The sequence below is a fragment of the Streptomyces rubiginosohelvolus genome, assembly GCF_014649875.1.
In the GTDB taxonomy this organism is placed as follows: Bacteria; Actinomycetota; Actinomycetes; order Streptomycetales; family Streptomycetaceae; genus Streptomyces; species Streptomyces rubiginosohelvolus.
On record NZ_BMTW01000009.1, the window covers coordinates 311,999 to 328,290 of the forward strand.

Sequence of the window (16,292 nt, forward strand, 5' to 3'; positions counted from 1 at the left end):
CGTACGCGAGGGAAACGGCGGCTGCCTAGCGTCCCCCGCCATGGATACCCGCACGCAACTCGCCGAACCGTCCCCGCCGGACCCCGCACCGCCCGCCGTCCCCGACGAACCCCAGGCGGTGCGGGAGACGCTGGAGGACTACACCCTCCGCTTCGCGCCCCGCAGTTACCGCCGCTGGACCCCGATGGTCGTCGCGACCACCGCGCTCGGCGGCATCGCCTACATGGCCGACTTCTCCATCGGCGCCGGGATCGCCATGGCCCACGGCACCGGCAACGCCCTGGTCGCGATCACCGTCGCGGCGGCCCTCATCTTCATCACCGGTTTCCCGCTCGCCTACTACGCGGCCCGCTACAACATCGACCTGGACCTGATCACCCGGGGCTCCGGCTTCGGCTACTACGGATCGGTCCTCACCGGCGTCATCTTCGCCAGCTTCACCGTCATCTTCTTCGCCCTCGAAGGCGCGATCATGGCCCAGGGCCTCAAGCTCGGCTTCGGGCTGCCGCTGTGGCTCGGCTACGCCGTCTCCACCCTCATGGTCATCCCCCTCGTCATCTACGGGATGAAGGCGCTCAGCACGCTCCAGGTGTGGACCACCCCCATCTGGCTGCTGCTGATGGTCGGCCCGCTGGTCTATCTGGTCGCCACCGACCCCGGCACCGTCGACAGCTTCCTCGCCTACGCGGGCACCGACGGCGAGGGCAGCCTCGACACGGCCTCCGTGCTGCTCGGCGCGGGGGTCTGCCTCTCGCTCATCGCGCAGATCGGTGAGCAGATCGACTATCTGCGCTTCATGCCGCCGAAGACCGAGGCGAACCGGCGCAGTTGGTGGACGGCGATGGTCATGGCAGGGCCCGGCTGGGTGGTGCTCGGCGCGATCAAGCAGGCCATCGGGGTCTTCCTCGCCGTCTACATCCTCTCCGAGGTGGGACCGGCCGCCGCGACCGAGCCGATCCAGCAGTTCCGCGGGGCGTTCGACGCGATGATGCCGTCCTGGCTGGTGGTGCCGCTGGCCGTGGTGCTGGTCGTGATCAGCCAGATCAAGATCAATGTGACGAACGCCTACTCCGGCTCGCTGGCGTGGACGAACTCCTTCACCCGGGTCACCAAGCACTACCCCGGCCGCATGATCTTCGTCCTGGTCAACCTGGCCTTCGCGCTGATCCTGATGGAGGCCGACATGTTCAGCTTCCTCAACAGCATCCTGGGCTTCTACTCCAACTGCGCCATCGCCTGGGTGGTCACCGTCGCCACCGACATCGGGGTCAACAAGTACCTGCTGAAGCTCTCCCCGCACGCGCCGGAATTCCGCCGGGGCATGCTCTACGCGGTCAACCCGGTCGGCGTGACCGCGTTCACCGCCGCCTCCGGGCTGTCCATCGCGATGTACTTCCACGCCTTCGGCGACACGGTCCAGCCCTACTCCCCCGTGGCCGCCGTGGTGATCGCGTTCGTCCTCACCCCGGTCATGGCGGTCGTCACCCGGGGCCGGTACTACCTGCGGCGCACCGACGACGGCATCCCGGTGCCGCTGCTGGACGCCGAGGGCAACCCGAGCGCGGTCACGTACGACTGCCACGTCTGCCGGCAGACCTTCGAGCGCCCGGACCTGGCCGCCTGCCCGGCCCATGACGCCATGGTGTGCTCGCTGTGCCTGAGCACGGACAAGGCGGGCGACCATGTGCTGCCGGCCGCACCGCCCGTCCCGCTCTCCGGCACCTGACCTGCTGTCCGTACCTGCTGTCCGTACGTGACCGGCGTCAGCCCGCCTTCGCGTCCCGCAGCAGCTCCTCGATCCGGGACAGTTCGTCCTCGGTGAAGTCCAGGTTCCGGGCGGCCTCAACGCTGTTCTCCAGTTGCGCGACGCTGCTGGCGCCGACGACGGCGGAGGTGAGCCGGCCGCCGCGCAGCACCCATGCCAGGGCCAGCTGCGCGAGCGACTGGCCCCGCTCCTTCGCCAGCGCGTCCAGCGCGCGCAGCCGCTCCACCAGCTGCGGGGTGACGGCGTCGGCGGACAGGAAGGGGCTGTCCCCGGCCGCCCGGGACCCGGCCGGGATGCCGTTCAGATAGCGGTCGGTGAGGATGCCCTGCTCAAGCGGGGAGTAGGCGATGGACCCGGCACCCAGCTCGTCCAGGACGTCCGGCAGCCCGTCGTCCTCGATGCGGCGGTCGAGCATCGAGTAGCGGGGCTGGTGGATGAGGAGCGGGGTGCCGAGGTCCTTCAGGATCGCGGCGGCCTCACGGGTCTGCGCGGCGGAGTAGTTGGAGAGGCCGACGTAGAGGGCCTTGCCCTGCCGGACGGCGGAGTCGAGCGCGCCCATCGTCTCTTCGAGCGGGGTGTCCGGGTCGGGGCGGTGGGAGTAGAAGATGTCGACGTACTCGACACCGAGGCGCTTGAGGCTCTGGTCGAGCGAGGAGCGCAGGTACTTCCGCGAGCCCCACTCCCCGTACGGCCCCTCCCACATGTGGTAGCCGGCCTTGGTGGAGATGACGAGTTCGTCGCGCAGCCGGGCGAAGTCGGTCGCCAGGGCCCGGCCCAGGGTCTCTTCGGCGGAGCCGGGCGGCGGGCCGTAGTTGTTGGCCAGGTCGAAGTGGGTGATGCCGAGGTCGAAGGCGCGGCGCAGGATGGCGCCCTGCGTCTCGGGCGTCCTGTCTCCCCCGAAGTTGTGCCAGAGGCCGAGGGAGAGCGCGGGCAGCAGCAGACCGCTGCGGCCGGTGCGCCGGTAGGGCATGGCGGTGTAGCGGTCGGGGGACGGCAGGTACATGGGCAGGCTCCGCTGGAGAGTTTCGGGGCGTACAAGGCACCCCCTGAGGGGCGGTTCCAGGCTTCCGCAGATCGATCCAGCAGTCCAACAGGAGATTCCGCTCGGATTCATCGCCTAAATTGCTCAATCATGGAATTGCGTCAGCTGGAGCACTTCGTCGCCGTGGCGGAGGAGCAGCACTTCACCCGCGCCGCCGAGCGCCTCGCCGTCTCGCAGTCCGGGCTCTCCGCCTCCGTACGGGCCCTGGAGCAGGAGCTGCGGACCCCGTTGTTCAGCCGCACAACGCGCACGGTCCGGCTCACCGAGGCGGGGCGGGCGCTGCTGGTGGAGGCGGAGCGCACGCTGGCGGGGGCGAGGGCGGCGCGGGACGCGGTCGACGCCGTACGAGGGCTGCTGCGCGGGACGCTGACGGTGGGGGTCGAGCAGTGCGTGGCGGGGGTGAGCCCGGCACGGCTGCTGGCGGCGTTCCACCGGGAGCATCCGCAGATGGAGCTGAGGCTGCGGCAGGAGGGCACCAGCAGCCTGCTGGACGGGGTGGCGGGCGGGCGGCTCGACCTGGCGTTCGCGGCGACGGTCAGCCCGGCGGAGTGGCGCGGGGAGCTGGTGCCGCTGGCCCGGGAGCCGATGGTGCTGCTGTGTGCGGCGGGGCACCCGTTCGCCGGGCGGGCCGAGGTGGCGTGGGAGGAGCTGCCGGGGGCCTCGTTCATCGACTTCCACCCGGACTGGGGGCCGCGCCGGGCCGCCGACGAGGCGTTCGCGGCGGCGGGGGTGCGGCGGACGGTGGGCCTGGAGGTCAACGATGTGCACAGCCTGCTGGAGCTGGTGCAGGAGGGGCTGGGGATCGCGGTGGTGCCGCACCACTTCTCGCGTAAGCCGGAGGCGGCGCGGCTGGTCGCGGTGGAGCTGGCGGGCGCGCACCGGCCGGTGTACGAGAGCGTGGTGGTGCTGCCGGGGGCGCGGAGCCTGAGCCCGGGGGCGCGGTCGCTGATGCGGCTGGTGCGGGAGGACCCGGTACGGGAGCCGGACGGGGTCGACGCGGGGCGGGCGTGGCTCCGGGGCTGAGGCCTGAAGCCCCGCGGACCCCTGAAGCCCCGCCGGCCCCCGTCGCGTACGGCTCAGTCCTCGTGGCCCAGCTGGAGGTCGCGTTCGGTGCGGCCGCCGCCCGCGACCTGGAGGACGGTGGCGACCGGCGGGTACCCGGCGGCGATCACGGTGTACTCGCCGGACGACAGGTCGACGAACCGGAACGACCCGTCGGACCCGGTCGTGAGGGTGTCCACCACATTGCCCGCCGCGTCGAGCAGGGTGACCCGGGCGTCCTCGACGGGCCGTCCGCCGGTGGCCCGGACCACGCCGCGCAGGACGGCCCCGCCCGCCAGCTCGATGTCCTGCCGGGTCTCGCGGGCGGCCTGCACGCTGACCGGGAGGGCGGCGGGGCGGAAGGCGGGGGCGCTGGCGGCGAGGGTGTACTCGCCCGCGATCAGCTCGCCGATGACATAGCCGCCCTCGCGGCCGGTACGGGTCGAGGCGACGACCTCGCCCCGTACGTCGGTGAGGGTGACGGCCGCGTCGCGTACGGGAGCCCCGTCGGGAGTGAGGACGGATCCGGCGAGGCGTCCGGCGCCGCCGAGCACCACGTCCAGCTCGACGGGGCGTTCGCCCACGGTGACGCTGACGGCCTGCGGCTGGTGGCCGCCCGCCGCGGCGATCAGGACGTAGGAGCCGGCGCCGGGGACGCTGAGCGCGTACCGCCCGTCCTCGCCGCTGGCCCCGCGCCCGATCTGCTGCCCCTGGACATCGATGAGGGTGAGGGCGGCCCGGGGGACGGTCGTGCCGTCGGGGTGCTGGACGCTGCCGTGCACCGGCACCCCGGCGAGGTGGCCGGAGTCGGCGCGGGCGGCGGGGATCTGCGTGGTCGTCGTCTCGGCGGCTTCGGGGCTGTGGTGGGACACCAGCGGTTTCTCCTTGAGGAAGAAGGCGAGGATCAGGCCGAGCACGAGGACCGGCACGAGGTAGAGGAAGATGCGCGGCATCGCGTCGACGTACGCCTGGATGTAGGCGTCGCGCAACGCGGGTTCCATCGCGTGGACGATCTGCGGGGTGATCGACTCGGGGTCGGGCAGCTCCGCGCCGGTGGGCAGCCGGACGCCGAGCGCGTCGGAGAGCCGTCCGGCGAGCAGCGTGCCGAAGATCGCCGCGCCGACGCTGCCGCCGATCTGCCGGAAGTAGTTGTTGGCGCTGGTGGCGGTGCCGAGGTCCGAGGGGCGTACGGAGTTCTGCGCGGCGAGCACGAGGACGGACATGACCAGTCCGATGCCGAGGCCGAGGACCGCTTGGTAGAGGCTGTACACCAGCGGGGAGGTGTCCGCCTCCAGCAGGGACAGCAGGCCCATGCCGACCACCGAGACGGCGCTGCCGACGATCGGGTAGATCCGGTAGCGGCCGGTGCGGGTGACGAGCTGGCCCGAGACGATGGAGCCGCCGACGATGCCCATCATCATCGGGAGCATCAGCAGCCCGGATTCGGTGGCGCTGACCCCGTCGACCATCTGGAGATAGGTCGGGAGGTAGCTGGCGGCCCCGAAGAGCGCGATGCCGACGACCGCGCCGACCAGGCCGGTGACGTTGAAGACGGAGTCACGGAAGAGCCGTAGCGGAATGATCGGTTCTGCGGCTCGGTGTTCCACGGCGACGAAGAGCACCGTCGTGACGACCGCGCCCGCCGTCAGGCCCAGGATGGTCCGCGAGCCCCAGGCGTACTCGGTGCCGCCCCAACTGGTCACCAGCACCAGGCAGGTGGAGGCGGCGGCGAGGAGCGCGGCGCCCAGGACGTCGAGCCGGGGGCGTACGGCGGGCCGGGGCAGCTTGAGGACGACCGCGATGACGGCCAGGGTGACCAGGCCGAAGGGGACGTTGATGTAGAAGCACCAGCGCCAGGAGGCGTGGTCGGTGAAGAAGCCGCCGAGCAGGGGCCCGGCGACCGAGGCGAGGCCGAAGACCGCGCCGATGAGGCCCATGTAGCGGCCGCGCTCCCGGGCGGGGACGATGTCCGCGATGATCGCCTGGACGCCGATCATGAGACCGCCGCCGCCGATGCCCTGGAGGGCGCGGAAGGCGATCAGTTCGTCCATGGTGCGCGACCAGCCCGCGAGGGCGGAGCCGATGATGAAGACGACGATGGCGAACTGGAAGACGCCTTTGCGGCCGAAGAGGTCGCCGAGCTTGCCGTAGAGCGGCAGGACGATGGTGGAGGCGAGGAGATAGGCGGTGACCGCCCAGGACATCTTCTCCAGGCCGTGCAGCTCACCGACGATCCTGGGCAGCGCGGTGGCGACGATCATCTGGTCGAGCGCCGCGAGCAGCAGGGTGAGCATCAGCCCGAGGAAGACCATGCGGACCTTGCGGGGGCTGATCTCCACGGCCGCCTGCCCGGTGCCGGGTCCGGCCGGAGGTGGCGGCAGGGGCGGTGCGGCGGTTTCGACGGTCGCCGCCGCGCCGTCCGGATCCGGGCCGTCCGGTCCGGTGCCGTTCGGCTCGTCCTTCACCAGCGTGATTCCGCCCACCACGTATCGCTCCCCTCGTCGCACCTGCGCCGCCCATTTGTCGCATCGCGCGGCAAGGCGGGGCAAACGTGACGAGGGGCGTACGCGGCGCGCACGGAGGGCTTATGCGCCGGTGGGAGCCACTACGGCGCACAACCGGTCGCCCGGGAAAACCACCCGTTCCGGTGAGGCCGGTCGTCGTGCGGGGGCCGGACGGGCCGGCCTCCGATCGCCGGTCGGCCCTACTTCTCGACCTCGGTGGCGAGGTTCTGGAGCAGCTCGTCGTAGATACGGGCGAGGCCCTTGGGGGCGAAGGTCCGCTCGAAGAACCCGCCGATGCCGCCCGCGCCGTCCCAGACCGTGACCACGACGGCCTTGGACTTCCCCTCACCGGCCGGGGTGACGGTCCAGGTGGTGACCATGGAGGAGTTGCGGTCCTTCTCGACGAGCTGCCCGTCGGTCGGCTCGCTGACCTCCAGCAGGCAGTCGCGGACACGCTTGCTGGTCGCCTGGAGCTTCCAGTGCACGAGGGTGCCCTCGCCGTCGCCGCCCTCCCGGACCTCGTACTCGCTGAAGTGCCCGGTCAGCACCTTGCCGCGGACGTCCTTGTAGTCGGCCAGGGCGTCGAACACCGTGTCCGCGTCCGCCGCGATGATCCGCTCCGTCGTCGCCTCGACCTGCGCCATGGCTGTTCCTCCAGCAATCCGTGGTTCGGGGGGTGTGCTGAGCCAACCACCTCGGGTACGGCCGCTCAAAATCGGGGCCGGACGGAGTCAGGGACAGCGGGTCGCGAGGACGCAGAACTCGTTGCCCTCCGGGTCGCTGAGGACGACCCAACTCGCCCCGCCCTGTCCGACGTCGGCGCGCCGGGCACCGAGCGCGAGCAGCCGCTCGACCTCCTCGTCCTGCTCCCGGTCGGTGGGGTTGACGTCGATGTGGAGCCGGTTCTTGAGGGTCTTGCCCTCGGGGACGCGCGCGAAGGTCAGCGCCGGCGGTACCGGGCCGGGCCGGTTCTTCCCCTCGGGCACCGAGGGCGGGCCGATGGTGACGACCTCCTCCCCCTCCTCCACGCCCTGTACCTCGTAGTCGAGGACCGAGCACCAGAAGCGGGCCAGGGCCACGGGGTCGGCGCAGTCGATCGCGAGCTCGGTGAACTTGCCGGCCACGGTCGGGACCTCCCGGTCCGGTAGGGGTTCGTCGGTGCGCCACAGGCTAGCCCTGGGCTGCCTCGCACGATCAAGGGAACAAGTGTTCTATTCTGCGAGGAGTGCTACCGAGGAGGCGTCCATGCGCTGGGACAATTTGGTCGAGAACGGCTCGACGACCGGGAACAGCGCGCTCTTCGCCGCGGACGCGGTGACCACGCGCACGTTCGACACCCCGGAGTTCCGGGGCATCACCTTCCACGAGATCCGGGCCCGTTCGATCCTGAACCGGGTGCCCGGGGCCTCGCGGATGCCGTTCGAATGGACGGTGAACCCGTACCGGGGCTGCTCGCACGCCTGTGTGTACTGCTTCGCCCGCAAGACCCACAGCTACCTGGACCTGGACACCGGCATCGGCTTCGACTCCCAGATCGTCGTCAAGGTCAACGCCGCCGAGCTGCTCCAGCGGGAGCTGGCCTCCCGGCACTGGCGGGGCGAGCACATCGCCATGGGCACGAACGTGGACTGCTACCAGCGGGCGGAGGGCCGGTACCGGCTCATGCCCGGCATCATCACCGCCCTGCGCGACCGGGCCAACCCGTTCTCCATCCTGACCAAGGGCACGCTCATCCTGCGGGACCTGGAGCTGCTGCGGCAGGCCGCCGAGGTCACCGAGATCGGCGTCTCGGTCTCCGTGGGCTTCACCGACCGGGAGCTGTGGCGGACGGTCGAGCCGGGCACCCCCTCCCCCGGCCGCCGCCTCGACGCCGTCCACACGCTGACGCAGGCCGGGATCGGCTGCTCGGTCCTGATGGCGCCCGTCATCCCCTTCCTCGGCGACAGCCCGGAGCAGCTGCGCGCCACGGTCTCCGCGATCGCGGCGGCCGGGGCCGTCTCGGTGACCCCGCTCGTCCTGCATCTGCGCCCCGGCGCCCGCGAGTGGTATCTGCGCTGGCTGGGCCTGCACCACCCGCACCTGGTGGAGCGGTACGAGCGGATGTACGGGGACGGGGCGTACGCCCCCACCTGGTACCAGCGCCGGATCACACGTCAGGTGCACGAGCTGGCCGACGAGTTCGGGATCGGCCCGGCGCACCGGGGCGAGGCCCGCCGGATCGCCCCGGCGGCCCCACCCGCCCCGGCCGCCGCACCGGAGCCCGGACCGACCCAGCTGACCCTGCTCTGAAGGCCACTGGTGGGGCCGGCGAGGCCTGAAGGTCACCGGTGGGGCCCGTGGGGCCGATGGCGTGACCGTACGGGTCGACTCCGCGCGGAACGGGCCCTTCCGCGGGGGAATTCGGGGAGCATGCGGCGGGGACCGGTGATCCGGCGCCGCGTCCCGCCACTCCGGGAGGCCCCATGACGAAACGTGCAGGAATTCTGGTCGCCGTCGGCGCGACCGTCGCCGGTCTGCTGACCGCCGCGCCCGGTCCGGCCGCCGCCACCTCGGCGAGCACGCCGCCCGCCCCGAAGCTGAAGTGGACCGACTGTCCGACCGAGAGCTACCCGACGCTCCAGTGCGCGAAGGTCCGCGCCCCGCTGGACCACCGCCGCCCGTCGGGCCGTCAGGTCACGCTCGCCCTGTCCCGCGTCCCGCACACCGCGAAGACCTTCCAGGGCCCGCTGCTGGTCAACCCGGGCGGGCCGGGCGGCAGCGGTCTGTCGATGGCCGGGTTCGTGGCGTCCTCGCTGCCGAAGAAGGTGGCCGCGCAGTACGACGTGATCGGCTTCGACCCGCGCGGCGTCGGCAGGAGCACGCCCGCCCTGAACTGCCTGCCCGGACACTTCGATCCGGTGCGCCCGGACTCGGTGCCCACGTCCTACCGGGCGGAGCGGGTCAACCGCGACCGCGCCGAGTCCTTCGCCCGGGCCTGCGGCGAGAAGCACGGCGACGTGCTGCCGTACATGGACACGGTCAGCGCGGCCGAGGACCTCGATGTGATCCGCCGGGCGCTGGGCTCGCGGCAGCTCAACTACTTCGGCTACTCCTACGGCACCTACCTCGGCGCGGTCTACGCCAAGCTGTACCCGGAGCGGGTGCGCCGACTGGTGCTGGACTCGGTCGTCGACCCGGACGACGTCTGGTACGAGGGCAACCTCGGCCAGGACTACGCGTTCGACGACCGGCACAAGGCCTTCGCCGCCTGGGTCGCGAAGAACGACGCCGCGTACGGCCTGGGCACCGACCCCGCACGGGTCGAGGCCGCCTGGTACCGGATGCGGGCGGACGTGGCGCGCAAGCCCGCGGGCGGCACGGTCGGCGCGAGCGAGCTGGAGGACACCTTCCTGCCCGGCGGGTATTACAACGGCTACTGGCCCTACCTCGCCGAGGCGTTCGCCGCGTATGTGAAGAACCGGGACGCCGAGGCGCTGGTCGAGGTGTACGAGAACTTCGGCGCGGTCGACGCGAGCGGCGACAACGGCTACTCGGTCTACACGGCCGTCCAGTGCCGTGACGCCGGCTGGCCCGAGCACTGGAGCACCTGGCGCAACGACAGCCGGCGCATTCACAAGAAGGCGCCGTTCATGACCTGGAACAACACCTGGTACAACGCGCCGTGCGCGAACTGGCCGGTGCCTCCGCTGCGGCCGGTCCCGGTGAACAACCGTCAGCTGCCCCCGGCGCTGATCCTCCAGGCCACCGACGACGCGGCGACCCCGTACGGCGGCGCGGTCAGCATGCACCGCAAGCTCAAGGGCTCCAGCCTCGTCGTGGAGGAGGGCGGCGGCAACCACGGCATCACGCTGAGCGGCAACGACTGCCTGGACAAGCATCTGACGGCCTATCTGACCGACGGCACAGTGCCGCGCGGCCGGGGCGAGGCGGACGCGGTCTGCGCCGCCCTGCCGGAGCCGAAGCCGCTGCCCGCCGAGAAGGCGGCGGCCCAGTCGGTGGACAACAGCAAGGGCAGCCGCCTGCACGGCCTGCTGGGCTTCCGCCGCTGAGCCGGACGGGCCGCCCGCGCACTCCGCGACACGGGGTGCGCGGGCGGCCCGGCGAAAAATAGGGGCGCGCGGTGCGGGGGACGCACGCGAGGATCGATGGACATGAGGCACTCCACGACTCCCCCGCCCCCGTCCTCGCCCGGCACCACGATCCGCGACATGCGGATCGACGACTGCCAGGCGGTCGCCACGATCCGGGTGCGCGGCTGGCAGCACGCCTACCGGGGCCTGCTGCCGCAGCCGTATCTGGACCGGATGGACATCGCCGAGGAGACCGGGCAGCGGCGCCGGTACTTCGAGGAACGCGGCGAGGCCGTGAACGTGGTCGCCGAACGGCCCGACGGGACCGTCACCGGCTGGGCCTGCGTCGGCCCGCACCGCGCCGAGGACCACGGGCTCCCCGGCTGCGAGCTGTACGCGATCTACGTCCTGCCCGAGCAGATCGGGACCGGGACCGGGCGCGCCCTGCTGGCCGAGCTGACGGACCGGGCCACCGACGCGGGTCACGCGGACATGGCGCTGTGGGTGCTCCGGGACAACGGCCCGGCGCGCCGGTTCTACGAGCGGGCCGGGTTCCGGCCGGACGGGGGCGAGGACACGTTCCTGGCGGGCGGGGCCCTGGTGACCGAGGTGCGCTACGTCCGCCCGCTCACTCCCCCGGACGTCCGCCCGCTTACTCCCCCGGCAGCCGGCTGAGCGCCGCGGCGGCGGCCGCGGCCAGTCGCGGGTGCGGCAGGGCCGCCGTGAGGACCGGGCGGGCCTGTTCGTCGGCGAGGCGGCCGAGGCCCTCGACGCAGGCCAGGGCGACGCGCCAGTGGGGTTCGCCCGGGGCCAGCAGGCGTTGCAGGGTGGTGACCAGGGCGGGCACCGACTCGGGGGCCCGCAGGTCGGTCAGCAGGCGCACCGGGTGCAGGGCGTAGGCGGTGCGCAGGGCGTTGGTGGCGAGCGCGGCGGCGGCCCGGGGCGTTCGGGGGTCGTTCAGACGGGCCAGGGCGTGCGCGGCGGAGACGCAGCGCTCGGGGTCGCGGTGGTTGAGCAGGAGCACCAGCGCCTCGAAGGCCCGCCGGTCGCCCGCGCAGCCGAGCCGGAAGGCGGCCAGCTCCCGGGCCCACAACGGCTGGTGCGGCTCCACCAGGACCCGGGCCAGCTCCTCGCGGTCCTCGGCGGCGACGAGCCGGGCGTACCGCGGCGATCCGGCCGCCTCGGGCTCCAGCCGGTCCATGAGCGAACGGAACTCCTCGTCCATGACGTCATCCATGACGCTCAGCGTATCGACGGGCACGCTCCGTACGGGGCGGGACGGCCGAGCCCGTGTGGCCCAGGGCACATGAACCCAGGGGTGGCGCGCTCGTTACTCGCCGGTTAATCTCATCTGAGCGGGGCACACTCCCCGCAGGCTCCGGTGGCCTGGTGACGCAGCCACCCGGAGTGCATGTCGGTTCGGCAGTTCTCAGTGCGACGCGACTCCGGGACAGAGTCCGTCACCTTCCGACCAGGCGCGCTCAAGCGGCCCTGCGTCGAGTACCACGACACTCAGCCTCCGCACGCCTCGCGCCGCCTTCCCTCACCGGTCGCGCGCGCTGTGCTCCCACAGTCGTCACTCACCCTGGAGTCCCGTGATGGACACCCCTCTCTCCACCATCGCCGTCGTCGGCCTCGGCACCATGGGCACCGGCATCGCCGAGGTCCTGGCCCTGGCGGGCCGTGAGGTCATCGGCATCGACATCAGCGAGGCGGCCGCCCTCGGGGCCGTCGCCTCCTTCGAAGCGTCCACCGCACGGGCCGTGGGGCGCGGGCGGATCACCGAGGAGGAGCGGGCCGCCGCGCTCGCCCGGTTCCGTACCGCGGACACGCTCCAGGCCGCCGCCGATGCCGAGCTGGTCATCGAGGTGGTGCCGGAGTCGTACGAGATCAAGCAGCAGGTGTTCCGGGAGCTGGACGCGGTCGTCCCGCCCACCACGATCCTGGCCACCGGCACCAACGCCCTGTCGGTGACCCGGCTGGCCGCCGAGTCGCAGCACCCCGAGCGCGTGCTCGGCCTGCACTTCTTCAACCCGGCGCCCGCGATGAAGCTGGTCGAGGTGGTCTCCTCGGTGCTGACCGCGCCGCCCGCCGTCGAGGCCGTCACCGCGCTGGCCCGGGAGCTGGGCAAGGAGCCCGTCGCGGTCGGCGACCGGCCGGGGTTCGTGGCGGACGGGCTGCTCTTCGGCTACCTCAACCAGGCCGCCGCGATGTACGAGGCGAACTACGCGTCCCGCGAGGACATCGACGCCGCGATGAAGCTGGGCTGCGGACTGCCGATGGGCCCGCTCGCCCTGCTGGACCTGATCGGCATCGACACCGCGCGTACGGTCCTGGAGGCCATGTACGCCGAGTCCCACGACCGGCTGCACGCCCCGGCCCCGATCCTCGGGCAGCTCAGCAGCGCGGGCCTGACCGGCCGGAAGGCCGGGCGCGGCTTCTACACGTACGACGCCCCGGGCGGCCAGGACGTGGTGCCCGACGCGCTGACCCCGGCGGCCGGCGCCGAGGCGGGCGCGGGGCGCGCCGTGGCGTCGGTGGGCGTCGCGGGCTCCGGCACCATGGCGTCCGGGATCGCCGAGGTCTTCGCGAAGGCCGGTTACGGCGTGGTGCTGGCGGCCAGGACCCAGGAGAAGGCTGACCTCGCCAAGGGGCGGATCGCGAAGTCCCTGGAACGCTCGGTGTCCAAGGGACGGCTGAGCGCCGAGGCCCGGGACGAGACGCTGGCGCGGATCACGGCGGCCGGTTCGCTGGACGCGTTCGCCGAGGTCGACCTCGCGGTGGAGGCGGTCGCCGAGGACCTGGAGATCAAGCAGCAGCTGTTCGCCGCCCTGGACAAGGTCTGCCGTCCCGGCGCGGTGCTCGCCACCACCACCTCCTCGCTGCCGGTCGTCGCTATCGCCCGGGCGACCGCGCGCCCCGAGGACGTCATCGGGATGCACTTCTTCAACCCGGCGCCCGCGATGAAGCTGGTCGAGGTGGTCCGTACGGTCCTGACCGCCGACGAGGTGCACGCCACGGTCCGAGCGGTCTGCGCGAAGATCCGCAAGCACCCGGTGGACTGCGGGGACCGGGCCGGGTTCATCGTGAACGCGCTGCTGTTCCCGTACCTCAACAACGCGATCAAGATGGTCGAGCAGCACTACGCATCGCTGGACGACATCGACGCGGCGATGAAGCTGGGCGGCGGCTACCCGATGGGCCCGTTCGAACTGCTCGACGTGGTCGGTCTGGACGTCTCGCTGGCCATCGAGAAGGTGCTGCACAAGGAGTTCCGCGACCCGGGCCTGGCGCCCGCGCCGCTGCTGGAGCACCTGGTCGCCGCGGGCTGCCTCGGCCGCAAGACGGGGCGCGGCTTCCGCGAATATGCCCGTCGCTGACCCGGGAGCCGGGTGGGGCGGGCTGCTGGGACCCTCCGGCGGCCCGCCCCCGCAGGCGCGGTCTCCTGCACCGATGCGTTACGTTCATGCCATGTCCCAGCCCGCCAAGTCACCCCGTGCCACCGCCGCGACCGACGCCCCGGAGACCACCGCGGGAACGCGCGCGGCCGCCCAACGGCTCAAGATGCGCCGCGAACTGGCCGCCGCCGCGATGGAACTCTTCGCCACGAAGGGCTACGAGGCGACGACCGTCGACGAGATCGCGGGCGCTGCGGGCGTGGCCCGCCGGACCTTCTTCCGCCACTTCCGCTCCAAGGAAGAGGCCATCTTCCCGGACCACGACGACACCCTCGTCAGGGCCGAGGCCGTCCTGAACGCCGCTCCCGCGCACGAGCACCCGCTCGACACCGTCTGCCGCGGCATCAAGGAAGTCATGAAGATGTACGCGGCCAAGCCCGCCGTCTCCGTGGCCCGTTACAAGCTCACCCGCGAAGTGCCGACCCTCCGGGAGGCCGAGATCGCGTCGGTGGCCCGCTACGAGCGGCTGTTCACCCGCTATCTCCTGGGCCACTTCGACGAGCGCGACCACCATGTGGGCAACGACGACCCGCTGCTCGCGGAGGTCGCCGCGTCCGCCGTCGTCACCGCGCACAACCATGTGCTGCGCCGCTGGCTGCGGGCGGGCGGCCAGGGCGATGTGGAGGCCCAGCTCGACCGGGCCTTCGCCATCGTGCGCGACACCTTCGGCACGGGCATCGGGGCCGGCCGGACCGCCCAGGCCGAGCCCGAGCGCGCCCCGGCCGCCTCGGTGACCACGGACGGCGAGGTGCTCGTCGCGGTGGCGCGTACGGACGCCCCGCTGGACGAGGTCATGCGGACGATCCAGCAGGCGCTGAAGGACCGCTGAGACCGGGCGCGGAGCCCGCGGCGCGCGGGGCCGTAAACCGTTCGCGGCCACAACGGCCCCGTGGTGGGGTTCCGCCATGCGAAGCGACGACGTACGCGCCCGGTACGACCGCACGATGCGCGAGCAGGCCCGTCCTGACGGCCCCGGTGTCCGGGTCGAGCGGGACGGGCCCCTCGTGCGCCGGGTGGGCGGCCCCGACGACTGGAACGGGGTCGTCTGGTCGTCCCCGGACCTGGACGCCGAGGGGGCCGACGCGGCCATCGCGGCCCAGATCGGGCACTGCGCGGCGCTCGGCCTCCCGGAGTTCGAGTGGAAGCTGTACGGGCACGACCGGCCGGCCGATCTGGGCGACCGGCTGCGGGCGGCCGGGTTCGTCCCGGAGCCGCCGGAAACCCTGCTGGTGGCCCCGGCGGAGCGGCTGACCGGGCCTTTCACCCTGCCCGATGGCGTCACGCTGCACCCGGTGACGGACGCGGCGGGGGCTGAGCTGATGGCGCTGGCCCATGAGCGGGCGTTCGGCACGGACGGGACCCGGCTGCTGCACCAGGTCGTGCAGCGGCTGGCGGAGGCCCCCGAGGACGTCGTGGCGCTCGTCGTCCTGGCGGACGGGGAGCCGGTCAGCTCGGCCCGTATGGAGCTGTACCCGGGGACGGACTTCGCGGGGCTCTGGGGCGGCGGGACGGTCGCCGAGTGGCGCGGCAAGGGCATCTACCGGGCCCTGGTGGCGTACCGGGCACGGATCGCCACCGAACGCGGCTACCGCTACCTCCAGGTCGACGCGAGCGCCATGTCGGCCCCGATCCTGGCCCGGCTCGGCTTCACGGCGCTCGGGACGACGACGCCGTATGTGTATCGGGCGGGGCGGTAACCGCCTGCCAGCAGGACAGAACGTCTCGTAACGCCCATCGTGTTGCTCATGCGTGCCCACGAGATGACAAGTGAGAGAAATTGTTGGCACTGGGTGCCTTGTCAGGTGTCACGGAGTGCCATACGTTGAAGGTGTCCGGGCGGCCGGCGTGCTGCGAACTCACACGTACGCCGGCTGTCCCCGCAACCACCGTGCTGCGCGCCCGGACGCCTGCGTCACAGGCACCTTCTGCTCCACCGAGCAAAGCCAGCTCCACCTGCCGAACCGACGGCAACACCTCCACACCGCACCGCTCCCCCTGCCAGCAGGGCCCCTCAAGCGTTCCCTCGACGCCGCATCACCGGAGGCAACACCGTGAAGGAAATCCTGGACGCCATTCAGTCGCAGGACAGCACGGCCGCGGACTTCGCGGCCCTGTCCCTCCCCGAGTCCTACCGCGCGATCACCGTGCACAAGGACGAGGCGGAGATGTTCGCGGGCCTGGAGACCCGCGACAAGGACCCCCGTAAGTCGATCCACCTCGACGACGTCCCGGTCCCCGAACTCGGCCCCGGCGAGGCCCTCGTCGCCGTGATGGCCAGCTCGGTGAACTACAACTCCGTGTGGACGTCGATCTTCGAGCCGGTCTCGACGTTCAGCTTCCTGGAGCGTTACGGGAAGTTGAGCGAGCTCACCAAGCGTCATGATCTGCCGTATCACGTGATCGGCTCGGACC

General features: G+C 72.1%; 13 protein-coding genes and 1 pseudogene. 9 read left to right on the top strand and 5 right to left on the bottom strand.

The features are described 5' to 3' along the window. The first annotated feature begins 40 nt into the window (after positions 1 to 40). Positions 41 to 1,726: a purine-cytosine permease family protein gene (locus IE134_RS21755; protein WP_189431420.1), complete on the top strand. Its 1,686-nt coding sequence runs from the start codon at positions 41 to 43 to the stop codon at positions 1,724 to 1,726. 37 nt (positions 1,727 to 1,763) lie between these two features. Here IE134_RS21755 and IE134_RS21760 read toward each other — a convergent pair whose 3' ends face one another. After that, positions 1,764 to 2,768, bottom strand: a complete 1,005-nt coding sequence (locus IE134_RS21760; protein ID WP_098020415.1) for an aldo/keto reductase — start codon at positions 2,766 to 2,768, stop codon at positions 1,764 to 1,766. 129 nt (positions 2,769 to 2,897) lie between these two features. Here IE134_RS21760 and IE134_RS21765 point away from each other — a divergent pair, with 129 nt between their 5' ends. After that, positions 2,898 to 3,830, top strand: a complete 933-nt coding sequence (locus IE134_RS21765) for a LysR family transcriptional regulator (protein WP_030712088.1) — start codon at positions 2,898 to 2,900, stop codon at positions 3,828 to 3,830. A gap of 53 nt (positions 3,831 to 3,883) precedes the next feature. Here the strand turns inward: IE134_RS21765 and IE134_RS21770 are convergent, their stop codons facing one another. The 3 genes from IE134_RS21770 to IE134_RS21780 all read right to left on the bottom strand — a co-directional run bounded on the left by IE134_RS21770 (position 3,884) and on the right by IE134_RS21780 (position 7,476). Beyond that, the gene (locus IE134_RS21770; RefSeq protein ID WP_189431422.1) at positions 3,884 to 6,334 is read right to left on the bottom strand and encodes an MFS transporter; all 2,451 of its coding nucleotides are present in this window, start codon (positions 6,332 to 6,334) and stop codon (positions 3,884 to 3,886) included. A 218-nt stretch (positions 6,335 to 6,552) separates the two neighbouring features. Further along, complete coding sequence (locus IE134_RS21775) at positions 6,553 to 6,996, bottom strand: SRPBCC family protein (RefSeq protein ID WP_030582936.1); 444 nt, start codon at positions 6,994 to 6,996, stop codon at positions 6,553 to 6,555. A gap of 87 nt (positions 6,997 to 7,083) precedes the next feature. After that, a complete protein-coding gene (locus tag IE134_RS21780; protein ID WP_098020417.1) occupies positions 7,084 to 7,476 on the bottom strand; it encodes a VOC family protein in 393 nt (130 codons plus the stop codon). Positions 7,477 to 7,597: 121 nt separating this feature from the next. Between IE134_RS21780 and IE134_RS21785 the strand changes: the two genes are divergently transcribed. The 3 genes from IE134_RS21785 to IE134_RS21795 all read left to right on the top strand — a co-directional run bounded on the left by IE134_RS21785 (position 7,598) and on the right by IE134_RS21795 (position 11,097). Beyond that, positions 7,598 to 8,641: an Rv2578c family radical SAM protein gene (locus tag IE134_RS21785; protein WP_030712102.1), complete on the top strand. Its 1,044-nt coding sequence runs from the start codon at positions 7,598 to 7,600 to the stop codon at positions 8,639 to 8,641. 173 nt (positions 8,642 to 8,814) lie between these two features. Continuing rightward, on the top strand, positions 8,815 to 10,401 hold the full coding sequence (locus tag IE134_RS21790; protein ID WP_189431424.1) for an alpha/beta hydrolase: 1,587 nt from the start codon (positions 8,815 to 8,817) through the stop codon (positions 10,399 to 10,401). A 102-nt stretch (positions 10,402 to 10,503) separates the two neighbouring features. Continuing rightward, positions 10,504 to 11,097 carry a GNAT family N-acetyltransferase gene (locus tag IE134_RS21795; RefSeq protein WP_030712107.1) on the top strand — a complete coding sequence of 198 codons (594 nt, stop codon included), beginning with the start codon at positions 10,504 to 10,506 and terminating at the stop codon, positions 11,095 to 11,097. Here IE134_RS21795 and IE134_RS21800 read toward each other — a convergent pair. After that, a complete protein-coding gene (locus IE134_RS21800; protein ID WP_030712109.1) occupies positions 11,075 to 11,659 on the bottom strand; it encodes an adenylosuccinate lyase in 585 nt (194 codons plus the stop codon). The genes IE134_RS21795 and IE134_RS21800 overlap by 23 nt on opposite strands. 361 nt (positions 11,660 to 12,020) lie before the next feature. Between IE134_RS21800 and IE134_RS21805 the strand changes: the two genes are divergently transcribed. The 4 genes and pseudogenes from IE134_RS21805 to IE134_RS21820 all read left to right on the top strand — a co-directional run. Further along, positions 12,021 to 13,802: a 3-hydroxyacyl-CoA dehydrogenase family protein gene (locus IE134_RS21805; RefSeq protein ID WP_098020420.1), complete on the top strand. Its 1,782-nt coding sequence runs from the start codon at positions 12,021 to 12,023 to the stop codon at positions 13,800 to 13,802. A 91-nt stretch (positions 13,803 to 13,893) separates the two neighbouring features. Further along, the gene (locus IE134_RS21810; protein ID WP_030801185.1) at positions 13,894 to 14,709 is read left to right on the top strand and encodes a TetR family transcriptional regulator; all 816 of its coding nucleotides are present in this window, start codon (positions 13,894 to 13,896) and stop codon (positions 14,707 to 14,709) included. Positions 14,710 to 14,785: 76 nt separating this feature from the next. Further along, entirely contained in the window at positions 14,786 to 15,577 is a 792-nt protein-coding gene (locus IE134_RS21815) for a GNAT family N-acetyltransferase (RefSeq protein ID WP_189431426.1), read from the top strand. 354 nt (positions 15,578 to 15,931) lie between these two features. Further along, positions 15,932 to 16,292, top strand: a pseudogene (locus tag IE134_RS21820) (crotonyl-CoA carboxylase/reductase); the annotation flags it as partial.